13 protein-coding genes and 1 riboswitch are annotated in these 15323 nt (G+C 42.3%); of the genes, 6 read left to right on the plus strand and 7 right to left on the minus strand.

Features of this window, described 5'->3' with window-relative positions:
* Positions 1-155 precede the first annotated feature (155 nt).
* From acnB to BW139_RS09370, 4 genes are all read right to left on the minus strand, one after another.
* Entirely contained in the window at positions 156-2753 is a 2598-nt protein-coding gene (gene acnB, locus BW139_RS09355) for a bifunctional aconitate hydratase 2/2-methylisocitrate dehydratase (protein WP_076919458.1), read from the minus strand.
* A 253-nt stretch (positions 2754-3006) separates the two neighbouring features.
* Positions 3007-4065 carry an OmpA family protein gene (locus tag BW139_RS09360; protein ID WP_076919459.1) on the minus strand — a complete coding sequence of 353 codons (1059 nt, stop codon included), beginning with the start codon at positions 4063-4065 and terminating at the stop codon, positions 3007-3009.
* 321 nt (positions 4066-4386) lie between these two features.
* On the minus strand, positions 4387-5799 hold the full coding sequence (locus BW139_RS09365) for a YdiU family protein (protein WP_076919460.1): 1413 nt from the start codon (positions 5797-5799) through the stop codon (positions 4387-4389).
* Between the two features lie 2 nt (positions 5800-5801).
* A complete protein-coding gene (locus BW139_RS09370) occupies positions 5802-6506 on the minus strand; it encodes a DNA-3-methyladenine glycosylase I (protein ID WP_076919461.1) in 705 nt (234 codons plus the stop codon).
* Between the two features lie 187 nt (positions 6507-6693).
* Positions 6694-6873, plus strand: a riboswitch (Lysine riboswitch).
* 127 nt (positions 6874-7000) lie between these two features.
* Here BW139_RS09370 and dapA point away from each other — a divergent pair.
* The 5 genes from dapA to BW139_RS09395 all read left to right on the plus strand — a co-directional run bounded on the left by dapA (position 7001) and on the right by BW139_RS09395 (position 12190).
* Positions 7001-7885: a 4-hydroxy-tetrahydrodipicolinate synthase gene (dapA, locus tag BW139_RS09375; protein WP_076919462.1), complete on the plus strand. Its 885-nt coding sequence runs from the start codon at positions 7001-7003 to the stop codon at positions 7883-7885.
* A 15-nt stretch (positions 7886-7900) separates the two neighbouring features.
* Positions 7901-8641 (plus strand): 2,3,4,5-tetrahydropyridine-2,6-dicarboxylate N-succinyltransferase, encoded by a 741-nt coding sequence (locus BW139_RS09380; RefSeq protein ID WP_008468782.1) that lies wholly within the window; start codon positions 7901-7903, stop codon positions 8639-8641.
* The gene (locus BW139_RS09385) at positions 8641-9846 is read left to right on the plus strand and encodes a PLP-dependent decarboxylase (RefSeq protein ID WP_076919463.1); all 1206 of its coding nucleotides are present in this window, start codon (positions 8641-8643) and stop codon (positions 9844-9846) included. The genes BW139_RS09380 and BW139_RS09385 overlap by 1 nt, the downstream gene beginning before the upstream one ends.
* A 5-nt stretch (positions 9847-9851) precedes the next feature.
* A complete protein-coding gene (locus tag BW139_RS09390) occupies positions 9852-10973 on the plus strand; it encodes a succinylglutamate desuccinylase/aspartoacylase family protein (RefSeq protein WP_008108408.1) in 1122 nt (373 codons plus the stop codon).
* A 185-nt stretch (positions 10974-11158) separates the two neighbouring features.
* The gene (locus BW139_RS09395; protein ID WP_008468777.1) at positions 11159-12190 is read left to right on the plus strand and encodes a phospholipase A; all 1032 of its coding nucleotides are present in this window, start codon (positions 11159-11161) and stop codon (positions 12188-12190) included.
* 53 nt (positions 12191-12243) lie between these two features.
* Here BW139_RS09395 and BW139_RS09400 read toward each other — a convergent pair whose 3' ends face one another.
* Positions 12244-13137 (minus strand): bifunctional GNAT family N-acetyltransferase/hotdog fold thioesterase, encoded by an 894-nt coding sequence (locus BW139_RS09400; RefSeq protein ID WP_008108405.1) that lies wholly within the window; start codon positions 13135-13137, stop codon positions 12244-12246.
* 122 nt (positions 13138-13259) lie between these two features.
* Between BW139_RS09400 and BW139_RS09405 the strand changes: the two genes are divergently transcribed.
* Positions 13260-14006 (plus strand): spermidine synthase, encoded by a 747-nt coding sequence (locus tag BW139_RS09405; protein WP_076919464.1) that lies wholly within the window; start codon positions 13260-13262, stop codon positions 14004-14006.
* Here BW139_RS09405 and dtd read toward each other — a convergent pair.
* Positions 14003-14440, minus strand: coding sequence for a D-aminoacyl-tRNA deacylase (dtd, locus tag BW139_RS09410; RefSeq protein WP_076919465.1), 438 nt, complete (start codon positions 14438-14440; stop codon positions 14003-14005). The two genes, BW139_RS09405 and dtd, sit on opposite strands and share 4 nt — an antisense overlap.
* The gene (locus BW139_RS09415; RefSeq protein ID WP_036984554.1) at positions 14441-15322 is read right to left on the minus strand and encodes a virulence factor BrkB family protein; all 882 of its coding nucleotides are present in this window, start codon (positions 15320-15322) and stop codon (positions 14441-14443) included. It abuts the gene before it with no gap.
* Position 15323: the final 1 nt, after the last annotated feature.

Genomic DNA, 15323 nt, shown 5'->3' on the forward strand with positions numbered 1-15323 from the left:
CATATAGAGAGGATTTTTTGCTTTATTAACAATAATAATAACGGCATTTAGCGCAAGTTAATACAATCATCGAATAAATTTAGCATTATCTATCTAATATTTAATTTAGCTAATAAAAAACCCGCCGAAGCGGGTTTTTAAACAAACTCTATAAATTATACAGCTTGTTGAATAATTACGTTGTCTGCTTTTTTAGTGTACTGAGGCATACGGTGGAAGTTCAAGTAACGGTAAGTATCTGCTGCCGTTGCATTGATTTTCGCTGCATATTCTTGGTACTCAGCAGGTGTAGGTAATTTACCTAAAATTGCCGCCACTGCTGCCAGCTCTGCTGAAGCTAAGAATACGTTTGCGCCTGTGCCTAAACGGTTAGGGAAGTTACGTGTGGAAGTAGACACAACCGTTGCTTTATCTGCAACACGTGCTTGGTTACCCATACACAATGAACACCCTGGCGTTTCAATACGTGCTCCAACACGACCAAAGATACCGTAGTAACCCTCGTCTGTAAGTTGGTCTTTGTCCATTTTCGTTGGTGGTGCAACCCAAAGCTGTGTTGGGATACGACCTGTAAAACCATCGAGTAATTTACCCGCTGCACGGAAGTGACCAATGTTAGTCATACAAGAACCGATGAATACTTCATCGATTCTCTCGCCTGTAACGTCAGATAGTAAACGCGCATCATCTGGGTCATTTGGCGCACACAGTACTGGCTCTTTAATCTCGGCTAAGTCGATTTCAAGCACATGCTTGTACTCTGCATCTTTGTCCGCTTCCATTAGTTCTGGATTAGCTAACCATTCTTGCATTGCAGTAATACGACGTTCAATCGTACGTACATCACCGTAACCCTCAGAAATCATCCACTTAAGCATAACAATGTTAGACTCAAGGTATTCGCTGATCGACTCTTTAGAAAGCTTAACAGTACAACCAGCGGCTGAACGCTCTGCTGATGCATCAGATAATTCAAATGCTTGCTCAACGGTTAAGTGCTCAACCCCTTCAATTTCTAGAATACGGCCAGAGAATTCGTTGATTTTGCCTTTCTTCTCAACTGTTAATAGGCCTTCTTTAATACCGTAGTAAGGGATGGCATGAACGAGGTCACGTAACGTAATACCTGGTTGCATTTCACCTTTAAAGCGAACCAAAATCGATTCAGGCATATCAAGTGGCATAACACCCGTTGCTGCTGCAAATGCGACCGCACCCGAACCCGCAGGAAATGAAATACCTAATGGGAAACGCGTATGCGAATCACCACCGGTACCTACGGTGTCTGGCAATAACATACGGTTCAACCATGAGTGAATTACACCATCACCTGGACGAAGCGATACACCGCCACGGTTCATAATAAAATCAGGAAGTGTATGATGCGTGTTTACGTCAATTGGTTTAGGGTAAGCCGATGTATGACAAAAAGACTGCATGGTTAAATCTGCAGAGAAACCTAAACAGGCTAAATCTTTAAGCTCATCACGTGTCATAGGACCGGTAGTATCTTGCGAGCCAACCGTGGTCATTTTAGGTTCACAATATTGGCCTGGACGAATACCGGCAACGTTACATGCTTTACCCACCATTTTTTGCGCAAGTGTAAAGCCTTTATCTGATACTTCAGTTACAGCGGGTACTTTAAATACGTCAGTTGCACCTAAACCTAGAGACGTACGTGCTTTGTCTGTAAGGCCGCGACCAATGATCAGTGGAATACGACCACCAGCACGAACCTCATCAAGAATGACCTCTGATTTAAGTGCAAACGTAGAGATCACGTCATCAGTACCGTGGCGCTTAACAACACCTTCATAAGGGTAAATATCTATTTGATCACCCATGTTGAATTCATCAACATTTAATTCGATTGGTAATGCACCCGAGTCTTCCATTGTATTGAAAAAGATAGGCGCAATCTTGTTACCTAAACAGACACCACCTACGCGCTTATTTGGGACAAATGGGATGTCAGCACCCATAAACCAAAGCACGGAGTTAGTAGCAGATTTACGTGAAGACCCGGTACCAACAACATCACCTACGTAAGCAAGTGGTAACCCTTTAGTTTTTAATTCTTCAAGTTGAGTGACAGGACCTACTTCACCGTTTTTATCAGGGTTAATACCATCACGTTCTGTTTTAAGCATCGCTAGTGCGTGAAGTGGGATATCAGGGCGTGACCATGCATCTGGAGCGGGTGATAAGTCATCAGTGTTTGTCTCACCAGTGACTTTAAATACAGTAACCGAGATTTTTTCAGCAACAGCTGGCTTATTAGTAAACCATTCTGCGGCAGCCCAAGACTCAATAATTTGTTTGGCGTATGTATTACCTGCTTTTGCTTTTTCTTCTACATCGTAAAACGCATCAAACATTAATAAAGTGTTTGCGAGGCCCTTAACTACGATTGGCGCTAACGCTTCGTCATCAAGTAGGTCAACCATTGGCGCGATATTGTATCCACCAAGCATAGTACCAAGCAATTCAGCTGCTTTTTCTTTAGAGAGAAGTGGAGAGACTGCTTCACCTTTTGCAACTGCCGCTAAAAACCCAGCTTTAATATAGGCTGCATCATCAACACCCGGTGGTACACGGTTGATTAGTAGTTCTAGGACGAATTCTTCTTCGCCTGCCGGTGGAGTTTTAATTAGCTCAATAAGATCAGCCGTTTGCTGAGCATCTAATGGCGCTGGTACGATACCTAACGCGGCACGTTCTTCTACGTGTTTACGATATTCTTGTAGCACAGTATTGCCCTCTTGGTGACGTGAAAGTATTCGGTAGTGTTTACAAAATACACTATAACCCAATACTTATAGTATTCTAACGCTCAATTATAAAGCTTTTATGTATAGATTAAAATCCATCCACCTGGGCAACTAGTTATATCCATTATTAATAATATGAATAGTAGGTTAAGTAAAATAAACTTTTATGAATACCTATTACTGGCATAAAAAAACCCAGCCTAAGCTGGGTTTTTACTCAATTATAAAACTATTAACGTAGTACTTTTACACGTTTAATAGATTTTACTTTTGCTTCAACGCGACGGTTTTCAGCGTGAGCTTCTGCCGTATTTGCTGGATTTTTAAGACGCTCTTCACCTAAACCAGCTGTTGTAATGCGATCTTCTGCAATACCATCAGCAATTAGCTTTTTAGCTACTGCATCAGCACGTTTTTTAGATAACCACTTGTTGTAAGATGCTTTACCTACTTCTGAAGTGTGACCTTCAAGTAATACTGTTGTATCAGGGTGATCGTTCAAGAAAGAAGCCACTGCATCAATATCATTTAAGTATTGATTAGATACAGATGAATCATTGTTAGGGAATGTCACTAACAAGCTTACTGTTACTTCAGTATCTTCATAAAGTGTACAGCCATCGCTATCAACCGCATCTGTCATCGGTGTGTTAGCACATTTATCATCAATATCTGGAATACTGTCTTTGTCAGTGTCTACAGATGTTACTGGTACTGGAACAATTTCTGGCTCAGGTGCTGGCTCAACCACTGCTACTGGCGCTGATTTTTGGCCAAAGAAGTAGTTAATACCTAATTTTGCGCCAACATCTGTGTAGCCTTTGTCTAAACCTTGGTAAACGCTGGTTTCAGCATTTACAAAGAAGTTGTCTGTAACAAAGTGTCGGTAACCTACACCTGCGTTTACAAACGTGTTGTCATCAACAACATCAATATCTTTCAGACCGAATAAACCGTAAAAAGGACCGCCACCAAAGTGGTAAAGCGCATCGATACCGTAACGTTCGCCGTCAATATCGTTGCGATTGTTAAGTACTTTGTCATGAGCATTGAAGTCTAGATCTGCGTACTCTAAACGCGCGCTCCAGTAATCATTAAAGCGGTAACCTAATTCAGCACCCCAACCTGTTGACTCATTCACGTCAAGGCCAGCTTGCTCACGCATGTTTTTCCATGAAGCATCGTAGTAGTCGCCAAATGCGCCGATGTAAAAACCTTCTTGCTCGGCAGCAAAAGTAGATGCGCTAGTTGCAGCTAACGCAATGGCAATTGTAAGTGATTTTAATTTCATTGTTTTCTTCCCATTTTAACAACTAAAAAATGTAGCTAAACATTGCTAGCTCTTCTAACTTATCTATACAATAGCTTAGCCTTTGTTAATCAATACTTAACGTAGAATATATTTTTAATATCTCAGGATAATTAAACTAGCCTATAAAAGTGTTGATCAACCAATACTAGTCCAAATAGCAAACAATCGCTTTAAACCCCATACGATCACTGGCCTTTGTGGGTATTATGGTATCACCCGTTCATAGTTTGCTCTATGAATGAACATCGCCAGGGTAAAAAATGACCTTTTATGTTCATTCCTAAACACACAAAACCATGCTTAAGTACCACAAAAAGTACGGTAATTCTTATCATCTTTCGGAGCTTCTTTAAACTCACTGGCTTGCCCATGGCTCGCATAAGGGGTTGCTAACACATCAAAAAATCGTGTAAGCATCTCACTTTCACCCTGTGTTATGTACTGAGAAATAATCTCTTCAATAATATGATTACGTGGAATAACACTTGGGTTGGCTTGTCGCATCACCTGATAGCTATGCTCATCTGTGTGTGCCTGCCACTGCTTTACCCACTCACCAAGTGCTAGCGGTATTTTACTCTGACCATTTAACGATTCAGTGAGTGCATCAAAGGTATTGGTGTAATCTAGCTGGTGCTCTTTAAGTAATCCAAGTAACTCCCCCACCAGCTCATTGTGTTGCTCATAAGATGATGCTTTTAGTCCTAACTTTTGTACCCACATAGTGCTAAATTGTTGATTAAATTGGGTCGAAAAGTCTGCAATGATAGGTGTCAGCATTGCTACAGCTTGCTCATCATCGTCACTTATTAGTGCCATTAAACTCTCTGCTAAGCGAGCGCAGTTCCAACTCGCCATGTTTGGCTGATTGCCAAATGCGTAACGTCCTTGCTTATCAATAGAGCTAAACACGGTATCAAAATCAAACTGGTTCATCATGGCACATGGGCCGTAATCTATGGTTTCACCACTAATTAAGGTGTTGTCGGTATTCATGACACCATGAATAAATCCCACCCTCATCCAGCTTATGACTAAGTTAACCTGACGACTAATCACCGCAGCTAAAAAATCCAAGTAACGCTGGGCGCCAGTGCTGTTAATTTCAGGGTAATGTCTTTGAATGGCTAAATCGGCTAAGTTTTTTAAACTGGTAACATCGCCTTGGGTGGCTAAATATTGAAACGAACCCACTCGAATATGACTACTCGCGAGTCGCGTTACAATAGCGCCAGGTTGAGGCGGGTTACGATAAACGGTTTCGCCACTACCAACCACGGCTAAACAACGCGTAGTTGGAATACCAAGCGCGTACATTGCTTCGCTCATTACGTACTCGCGAATGGCGGGACCTAATGCACAGCGCCCATCACCACCACGCGAAAATGGCGTAGCGCCAGCGCCTTTTAACTGCACATCCCAAAGCTGGTTTTTATCATCACTAATCGCGCCAAGTAAATGCGCTCGCCCGTCTCCTAAGCGCGGAGAAAAGTGACCAAACTGATGCCCCGAATACCCAAGTGCAACTGCAGAAACAGCTTGGGGCTCATTACCGCTGAATACACTTGCCCGGGAATCGGCATTCACTTGTATATTAAATTGTTCGGCTAAGGGCTCATTCCATAACAATAATTGTGGCGCTGCCACCTTGGCTGGATGATCGCTAATTGCAAACCCCTCACCAATGTCGGTATACCTTGGCACTAATTTCATGTTTAATCCTGTTGTTGTTGGCTTATACCTACACGGTTGTCGCCGACACCATAAGCGACAATTAAGCTTAGCTCTTGCATACTTAAGCCGCTTTGCTGGTGTAGCTCATTGAAGAATGCCTGCGCTGCAATCAGTGACTTTTTAGTTTGTAAGCCACCGTCTATAATTTTATGGGCACGCAAATAGCTCTCTACGTCCCTTGAAAGTAAAAAAGTATCTTTTCCTAAGGCACGCAACGCATAAGGACCGGTATTACCACCAAGCCTCGCACCATGCTTTTTTAAATAGGCCCACAAGCCAATAATATCCTCACTTGGCCAGTTAGCAATAAACTGACTAAAGCTGCCGTGTTGCGCTGCAACCTCGTGGATCATATACGCATTTTCAGTAATGGTTTTTACTTTTTTATAATTGCGTACAATCCGCTCATCACTGGCTTTTTGCTCTAACATGTCTGGTGGCATCATCAATAGTTTTTCAACACTGAAATCCCAAAAAACCTCTCTAAATCCGGCCCATTTACTGTTGATCACCGACCAATAAAAACCACTTTGAAAAACCTTGCGCGTAAATTCTTCTAGCCAATCATCATCACTTAATGTGACGAGTTGCTTTGTTGATAAAGGTTTTGCGAGTAATAATTTAAGCATTTTTTCAGAGCCCTTTCGCTCTACTGCACGCTTATAAATATCGCTAAATTTTTCCATCTGCTTAATACCTTACTTCTGCTATGAGGCTAGTGTACGAGAAAAGCAGCCAATACGTAATAACTGTCAATTGGGATGAATCTATCTGTATTTAGTCACTTGACACCTAGACGGCTAAAGTGGTTTAATCGCCACACTTACCCTATTACATTGTATTTGCTGATTGATTTTTCAATAGCAAGTGCAAAGGGCTGGAAGAGGTGCGTTATTCAGGTAGCGTATGTTAGGAGCGCAAACTCCATTGAGCATACGTGAGGGGAATTAACGCCGAGAGGTAACACTTTTTTGTGAAAGGTTACTTCGGGCGACTAGGTTGAATCCTAGCGACTGTCACCAATAACATATTTGGTGGAGAGCTTCTGGTCTTAGTATAATAAGGCCGTGCGCCCTATTATTTAAGCCCATTCGCTCTTCGAATTATAAATACATTCAAAGAGTCAGGCACCCTAAATACCCGCCAATAACTCGACGAATGCCCTATAAGTTCGTGAGAGATGATCAACAACTTCAATATTAACAATTTCCATTTATGGACTGCGCTGATCACCCCATTTGATCAAAATGGCCTAGTTGATTACGCAACCTTAGACACCTTGGTGGCCGAACAAGAAGCCGCTAACAACGGCATTTTATTACTTGGTAGCACTGGCGAAGGATTAGCCCTGACCCTAAAAGAGCAGCAAGCCATCGTAGAGCATGTCTGCCAATTAGAGCCGAGCGTCCCGCTTATGGTCGCAGTCGGTGGTAGTAACTTAAAGCAGCAGCTTGAATGGGTTAACTACTGCAACCAACTGCCTATTCATGGTTTTTTACTTGGCTCGCCTTTGTACGCCAAACCCGGTGCAGTGGGGCAAACGCATTGGTTTGAAAGCCTGCTCAATGCCAGTTCTCATCCTTGTATGCTTTATAACGTACCAGGACGTAGTGCGGTTAGCATTCCCATTGCAACCATTGAAAACCTCAAACAACATAAAAATTTATGGGCACTCAAAGAAGCCAGTGGCTGTATTTCTCAATTTGAAGCCTATCGACAAGCAGCGCCTGAATTAGCCATTTTTAGTGGTGACGATGCCCTCATGCCTTATTTTGCCCAAGCAGGCGCAAAAGGTTTAGTGTCGGTGGCAGCCAATGCATGGCCAGTGCAAACCCATGAGTTTGTAAAGCGCAGTTTAAGTGGCCAACACTCTAATCTTTTTGTCCAGTGGTCTAGCGCTATCAATAGCTTATTTTCAGTAGCAAACCCTATCCCAGTCAAAGTGTTAATGCATTTACAAGGGCGTATTAGCAGTCCGCATTTACGTCCACCTTTAACTCACCTTGAGCTGACACACACAGATGACATTTCATCGGCAAACAACACCATTTTATCTTGGCATTAAATACAGGTTTTTATAATGAGCTGGTTAGAACTATTAAATAATTTAGAAACGGGCGCAGTTCGCGCAGCAACACAAGACGAAAACGGCCAATGGCACGCTAACGTAGAAGTAAAGCAAGGCATTTTAGAGGCATTTAAAAACGGCACTAACATGGAGTTTCCTGGTGGCTTTGTTGATAAACATAATCTAGCGCCGCAAAGCTTTGAAGCCACAGCTGGCGTTCGCATGGTGCCAGGTGGTTCAAGTGTGCGCCGTGGTGCACATGTTGCCAAAGGCACTATTATTATGCCACCTGCGTACGTAAATATTGGCGCCTTCATTGACGAGGGCACTATGGTAGATAGCCACGCATTGGTTGGCTCATGTGCGCAAGTGGGTAAAAATGTTCATTTGAGCGCTGCGGTACAATTAGGCGGGGTACTTGAGCCTATTGGCGCCAGCCCTGTGGTCATAGAAGACGATGCATTCATCGGTGCAGGCTGTGTGATTGTTGAAGGCGTGGTGGTTAAAAAAGGCGCGGTACTTGCCCCGGGTGTTCGCTTATCTGCAACCATTCCTGTTTTTGACTGCGTTAATGAGCGCCAGCTTGATAAAGGCGAAGCAATCCCTGAATACGCGATTGTGATCCCGGGTTCTCGCCCTGCGTCAAACGACTGGGCGCGTGCTCAAGGCTTAAGTATGTCGTGTGCCTTAATTGTTAAATACCGTGACGAGCAAAGTGACGCGTCATTATTGCTTGAAGAGGTTTTACGTTAATGACCTTTTTGAGCACGTCCGTTAAAAGCGCTATTGATAAGCTAGCAAGCCAACTTGATACGCCCTTTTTTGTTTATGATCTTGATTCATTGAACACACATTTAACGCGTTTAGTGGCACAAACCGAGGTAAAACTTTGGTATGCAGTTAAAGCGAACCCGTTATCTAGCGTGATCCAACGCTTAGATAGCGCTGGTTTTAACTTTGATGTCGCCAGTAAAGGCGAGCTTGAGCAAGTACTTGCCCAAGGAATTAACAGCGAGCGCGTGCTCAACACGGGCCCTGCTAAAAGCCCTAAACAAATTAAGCACTTTATTGCACGTGGCGTACGCACCTTTGTGGCAGAAAGTCTTAATCAGGTGCGTTGGTTAAACGAACAAGCGATTGCCCAGCAGTGTCAGTTACAGGTTTTGCTGCGTGTTCAATTACGCTGGCCCGAGGGTGATAAAAACCCACTAGGTGGCGACAGCCTCACCCCATTTGGGCTTGGCTGCGATGAATGGCAATCGCTAAATACTAATGACTACACAGCACTGAGCTTTGATGGCCTACATATTTTTCAGTGGGGTAACATGCTCAGCAGCGACAAACTTGCCGATCTGTGGTCGCAAATGATTACACCGTTAAGGCAACTTGCTGAGCATTTAAGTATTAACCTTAATATTCTAGATTTAGGTGGCGGTTTAGGTATTCCTTACACCCTTAATGATCCGACTTTAAGCTGGGATGCATTAATAGCAGCCCTTGCAAAGATTAAACGCGATGCGGGTGTTAAAGAGCTGTGGATGGAACTAGGTCGCTATGCTGTCGGCGAATGCGGCCACTACGCCACACCTGTGGTTGAGCGCAAATTAAACTACGACCAACAACAGGTGATTATGAGTGGCGGTATTAATCATTTATTGCGCCCAGCGGTCACCAGCCAAGATTTCCCTGCGCGTTTATTACGAGATTCAAACGCAGTAAACCAAGCAATGAGCCTATATGGGCCATTATGTACCGCGCTGGATTGCTTAGGGGAGCACCAATTGCCGGGCGATTTAAATGAACATGACTGGCTGGTGTTTAGTCAATGCGGTGCGTATGGTTTTACCGAAAGCATGCCGTACTTTTTATGTCATGAACTGGCCGGTGAATATGTTATACACCATGGCGAAATCAACTGTATTCGCCAAGCAGAAGATGCAAGCCACTACTTGAGGTAAAAAAGATGAATAACACCACAGCTATAAGCCAAGAAAACATTGTAGTTGGTGAAGTGGCAAATGGCCTACCACTGACTATTCCTGTGTATCGTTTAAAAGGCGATGGCACAGGCCCAAGTGTGTATATACAAGCTAATATGCATGGCGCCGAAGTGCAAGGTAACGCGGTTATTTATCAGCTACTTGAACAGCTAAAAAACCTTAATTTAAAAGGTGATATTACCTTAGTTCCCTACGCTAACCCCATTGGCTGTAATCAAAAGTCAGGCGAATTTACGCTTGGCCGATTCGATCCTATTACCGGCACAAATTGGAATCGTATGTATCACTGTAATAATCAGCTTGCATCACATTTTGCAAAGCAGTATTGCGATGCCGATGATCAGATTCTAAAAACAGCGTTTAAAGCAGCGCTAATTAGTGACGTTGAGCAACAACTTAATGGCCCAGACTATCGTTTAACAACGGGTAAACGCATAGCGCTAAACTTACAAAGACTAGCGCATCAAGCTGATATTGTTTTAGATTTACACACCGGCCCTATTTCTAGTCAGCACTTATATTGCCCTGAATATGCCACTGAAAGTGCGCGTTACTTTAATATTCCCCATGTGCTAGTGATCCCTAATGACTTTGATGGCGCAATGGATGAAGCCAGTTTTTGTCCATGGTGGCAACTTAGCGAGCAACTTGCTCAGCAAGGCCGTGAATTTAACGTGCAAGTTGAAGCCTTTACGGTAGAGCTTGGCAGCCAAGAGAAAATAGATTTAAGCGCGGCACTTGACGATGCTCAAAGTATTTTAAGTTACCTTAATCACAAACAGGTATTTGCTGATGCGCCCTACAAGCCAAAAGTGATGACAAGATATGGCTGCCAACTAAATGATTATATTGCTTACTATGCGCCTATGGGTGGCATGGTTGAATACCTAGCACCGCTTGGTGGTCACATTAAAGCGGGCGAACCGATAGCAAAAATACTGCGAATGGAACGCTACTTAAGCGAGCAACCACTGCAAACATTAAGCTTTGATCTTGATGCGATTGCGATATTGCACTTTGCCTCAGCCAGTGTGAACCAAGGTACTGAGCTTTATAAGTTTTTTACAAACGTCTTTGAGCTATAGCTCACCCCTTCTCATTGCGTGAGAGTCTAACTAGCGCGTTATTAGCTAGTTATTCAGTAAAAGCGACCTAGGTCGCTTTTCTTTTTTGCCATATTAAAGTTCAGGACAAGTTCACCGTATATGTGTTAAAAAGGCGTTATAATTACCACAAATCTATTACTTCCCTCACTTACAAAGGAATTATAATGAGTTGGCGCCACTGGATACTACTCTCAACATTACTAAGCACTGCTGTTATTGCTGAAGAAACAGCAAAAAACGAGCAAAACAATGAACTTGAGCTGGTTAAGCAATGTATTTTAAATGAAGTGATAGGTGGAGACGGTAAACAAACTCTCGATCAATTACGCGAAAAATGCTCTGCCGTTGAGGAAAACAAGCAGCTAACGGCTATCGACAAACGCCAAGCCCGTGAAGCGGTTGGTAAAAAAAATCGTAATGTAATTACACCGCATAAACGTAATTATATTTTACCGGTTTCTTATATGTCGAACCCAAACACTCGCCCGTTTGATGGATTTGCAGAATTAACTGATAAAAAAGATGGTGACCCTCTCGATAACCTAGAAGCTAAATATCAGTTATCAATTAAAGTACCTTTGTATGATGAGTTTGCCGACTCAGACCAAGCCATATTTTTTGGCTTTACGCTGCAGTCATACTGGCAAGTATATAACGACGATATTTCCTCCCCTTTTCGTGAGACAAATTACGAACCAGAAGTATTTTGGATTAATTACTTAGACCCTGAAAACGTTTTATGGGGCGATGAAATGGCAATAGCCATTGGTATTTCGCACCAATCTAATGGTCGTAGTCAGCCAAACTCGCGTTCTTGGAATCGCATTTATGCCGATTTCATTTGGGAAAAAGACGGCTTTGTATTTAGCTTTAAACCTTGGTATCGCATTCCTGAAAACAAAAAGCCCGCGCCGTTAGATGCACGAGGTGACGATAACCCTGATATCTATAAATACATGGGTTACTTTGAATTTGGTGGCGCGTATCGCTTTCACGATCATGAATTTAGTTTTATGACTCGTAATAATTTAAATTCAGATAACCGCGGGGCAATTCAGCTTGATTGGTCATTCCCTCTATGGGGAAGAGTACGCGGCTATGCGCAGTACTTTAATGGCTATGGTGAGAGTTTAATAGACTATAACGCCGATATTGAACGCTTTGGTGTCGGTATATTACTAACTGACTTGCTGTAAAAAATGCTTATAAAAAAAGCCAAGCAACTCGCTTGGCTTTTTCGTTTATTTTATCACTTTTTAACCACAAACTGCCCTTCAAACTGGGCAACTACTTGGTCACCATCAAAAATGGTTACTGGTACTAAATAGCTCGCCTTACCCGCCTCTTGTAACTCCATTAAGTTACCTTTACAGGTTTGAATATCAACACAGCCTTTAGGGTCGGTATTCAGTGGTTTTAAATATTTAATATTAGCATCGGCTAACACTATATTGCCCTCAAGTCCGGCTTCTTTTAATGCTAAATACGTTGCACCCCAACCCGTTAATGTAGCTAGGCTATAAATAGAGCCCGCAAACATGGTGTTGTGTAAGTTTAAGTTAGCATTTAAATCTGCCCGAGTAGTAAATTGCCAATCAGTGTAGCTTTCTACTTTTATCCCCATTGCATCACTAATAGGGATTGATTCACGCCATGTATTTTGCAGTACTTGAGTCCAATTAGGGTGACGAAACCAACCTGGTTCACTCGGCTTAAGCTTAACCATTTTATAATGCTGAACATCACCATAGGCTAAATGCGCTTTTTCTTTATTTTCGTAGCCATGGCGCTGATAAAATTCCAGAGCACGTTCGCGAGCAAACAGCACCAACTCATCAGCATCTTGATTCCACGCTATTTTTTCGAGTTCATGTAACAAGCGGCTACCAATATGTTGATTGCGGTTACCTTCTGCAACCGCCATATAACGTACTTGAGCTTGTTGCTGGTTATTAAAGTGCAAACGCGCTACACCCAATACTTCACCCGCTTTATTTTTAATAAAGCGATGTTCAGCTTCTTGCTCTAAATCATCTTGCTCAGAGCCACGAGGCTCGCCCCATGGTGCACGTAAAACTTGCCAGCGTAATTGATAATAGGCTTGCCAGTCTTCACTACTTTGAGGGGTGCTCACTTGAAACATACGGACTCCATAAATTAAAAATTAAAGATATTACGCTGTGCATTTTGTGAAAAACACCATACTCGATCTGGATAAAACTGCAAATACGACTTTGGTTTCTCATAAATTATTGTAAAAAATTAATGACAAAACCGATTGCGCTTTACCGCTGCTGGTTTATGCTCAATACCATGAATAAATATATCCATGATAGCAGTGGCCTGATCAGCAGGCACTTTATTGAGCATAGTTCATCGCTAGGCCAGTTACTTTATTGGCATAATCAACATGGCATAAATATACAAGTTCGAGAGCATCAACAACTGCGTTGGCTACTCATTAACAACACCTTGCAATCGGTGATTTTAATGGAGAACCCGCACACATTACTATTTCCTCACCTTGCTTATTTGGCAACAGTTTGGCAGCAACGGCCAGCGCCTAAAAAAATACTTGAGCTTGGTTTAGGTGGCGGCGCTATACGTAATTACTTATTAGAACAGTTCCCTCAAGCGCAGCTGACTTCAGTAGAAAAAAACCCTCATATAATTGAGTGTTATCAAGAATTTTTTGCCCTTGGTGAACAAGAGCAGATTTACTGTGAAGACGCACAAACAGTTTTAAAGTCAGCGGTGAATATAGATTGGATTATTTTAGATTTATTTAGTGAACTAGACGCCCCTAGATTCTTATTTGATTTATGTTTTTATCAAACAATTTATGATGCGCTTGCTCAGCGGGGCATCTTATTTATTAACTTTTTATCGCAACATACCTCCCAACTTACACAGCTACAACTTGTGCTTAAGCGCGTGTTTGGGGAAGCAGTTAGTATTAAAAAAATCACCGGATTTGTGAATCACATTGTGGTTGTTGAAAAAACACTTTAAGCGGTTAAGTTAAAGGTAACCGGACCGTCGTTACATAAACTAACCTGCATATCGGCTGCAAATACACCGGTCGCTACCTTAATACCGAGTAATTTGGCTTGCTCAACAAAGTAATTATATAATGCTTGCGCTTGGTCTGGTGTGGCTGCCGATGAAAAACTAGGACGCATGCCTTTTTTGGTATTAGCTGCAAGTGTAAATTGCGATATGACTAATAGCTCGCCTTGTATATCCTTCAGGCTGAGGTTCATTTTATCGTGTTCATCACTAAAAATTCGATAATTGCTGACTTTGTGTAGTATTTTATCAGCAACACGCTCATCGTCTTCTTTTTCAATACCTAGCAGTAATACAATACCTTGTTTTATTTCACCAACGACCTGTTGCTCTATTGCCACACTGGCGTGTGTTACCCGTTGAATTAGCCCCTGCATTTATTCACTATCCTCTGCTTGTTGCTCTTTTTTATTATAATGTTGCATGTTAATACACACTGTAAATTCAGCACCTAGTAGCACCACTACCCACGACAAGTACACCCATACAAACAAAATAGGAATGGTCGCTACCGCACCATAAATCACTTCATATGATGGAAAATGGCTAATATATAAAGCAAAGCCTTTTTTGGTTAACTCAAATAACAATGCAGCAAACAGTGCACCGGGAATAGCCGCCCTAAATGAAACTCGTGTATTCGGCACTAAGGTATACAACATAATAAAACCAGCCATAGAAATAGCATAAGGGAGTAGTTTTAATAAAAAACCACTGAACCCAGGGATCCCCTGATCGGCAAACGACACTAACGACACAATATAAGAGGTGACACCAATACTCGCACCCAGTAGTACAGGCCCCAAACTCAGTACCATCCAATACACAGCAAACGATATCATCATTGGGCGCTTTTTCTTTACTCGCCAAATACGATTGAGAGTCGCATCCACATTGCGGATCAATAGCAAGGCAATAGCGGCTAAAAAGCCAATACCTACCGCCGTCATTTGATTAGCATTACCAGCAAACGAGCTAATATGCTCTTTAATAACATCAGAAGAGGTTGGCACAAAATTAGTAAATAAAAAACTTTCAATGGCTAAACGGGTGGATTCAAACCCTGGAAAAGCAGAGAATATTGCTACACCAACCGCTATCAACGGAACTAGCGACAACAAGGTAACGTATGCTAAATACCCTGCATTAATGGTTATTTGATCGTCTATACAGCGATTTAAATATTGCATCCACCAGCCTGGTTGCTGTTTTAGAAACACCTTAACTTGCTGTTTATAATGGGAGAGCTTATCATTCATA

Source organism: Pseudoalteromonas sp. SK18 (assembly GCF_001974855.1).
GTDB lineage: Bacteria > Pseudomonadota > Gammaproteobacteria > Enterobacterales > Alteromonadaceae > Pseudoalteromonas.

Excerpts from the sequence above, each read along its gene's own strand:
- BW139_RS09370 (WP_076919461.1), bottom strand. The coding sequence starts at position 6,506 with ATGGAAAAATTTAGCGATATTTATAAGCGTGCAGTAGAGCGAAAGGGC.
- dtd (WP_076919465.1), bottom strand. The coding sequence starts at position 14,440 with ATGCAGGGGCTAATTCAACGGGTAACACACGCCAGTGTGGCAATAGAG.
- BW139_RS09385 (WP_076919463.1), top strand. The coding sequence starts at position 8,641 with ATGACCTTTTTGAGCACGTCCGTTAAAAGCGCTATTGATAAGCTAGCA.
- BW139_RS09415 (WP_036984554.1), bottom strand. The coding sequence starts at position 15,322 with ATGAATGATAAGCTCTCCCATTATAAACAGCAAGTTAAGGTGTTTCTA.
- BW139_RS09395 (WP_008468777.1), top strand. The coding sequence starts at position 11,159 with ATGAGTTGGCGCCACTGGATACTACTCTCAACATTACTAAGCACTGCT.
- BW139_RS09380 (WP_008468782.1), top strand. The coding sequence starts at position 7,901 with ATGAGCTGGTTAGAACTATTAAATAATTTAGAAACGGGCGCAGTTCGC.
- BW139_RS09360 (WP_076919459.1), bottom strand. The coding sequence starts at position 4,065 with ATGAAATTAAAATCACTTACAATTGCCATTGCGTTAGCTGCAACTAGC.
- BW139_RS09365 (WP_076919460.1), bottom strand. The coding sequence starts at position 5,799 with ATGAAATTAGTGCCAAGGTATACCGACATTGGTGAGGGGTTTGCAATT.
- BW139_RS09405 (WP_076919464.1), top strand. The coding sequence starts at position 13,260 with ATGACAAAACCGATTGCGCTTTACCGCTGCTGGTTTATGCTCAATACC.
- BW139_RS09400 (WP_008108405.1), bottom strand. The coding sequence starts at position 13,137 with ATGTTTCAAGTGAGCACCCCTCAAAGTAGTGAAGACTGGCAAGCCTAT.
- dapA (WP_076919462.1), top strand. The coding sequence starts at position 7,001 with ATGATCAACAACTTCAATATTAACAATTTCCATTTATGGACTGCGCTG.
- BW139_RS09390 (WP_008108408.1), top strand. The coding sequence starts at position 9,852 with ATGAATAACACCACAGCTATAAGCCAAGAAAACATTGTAGTTGGTGAA.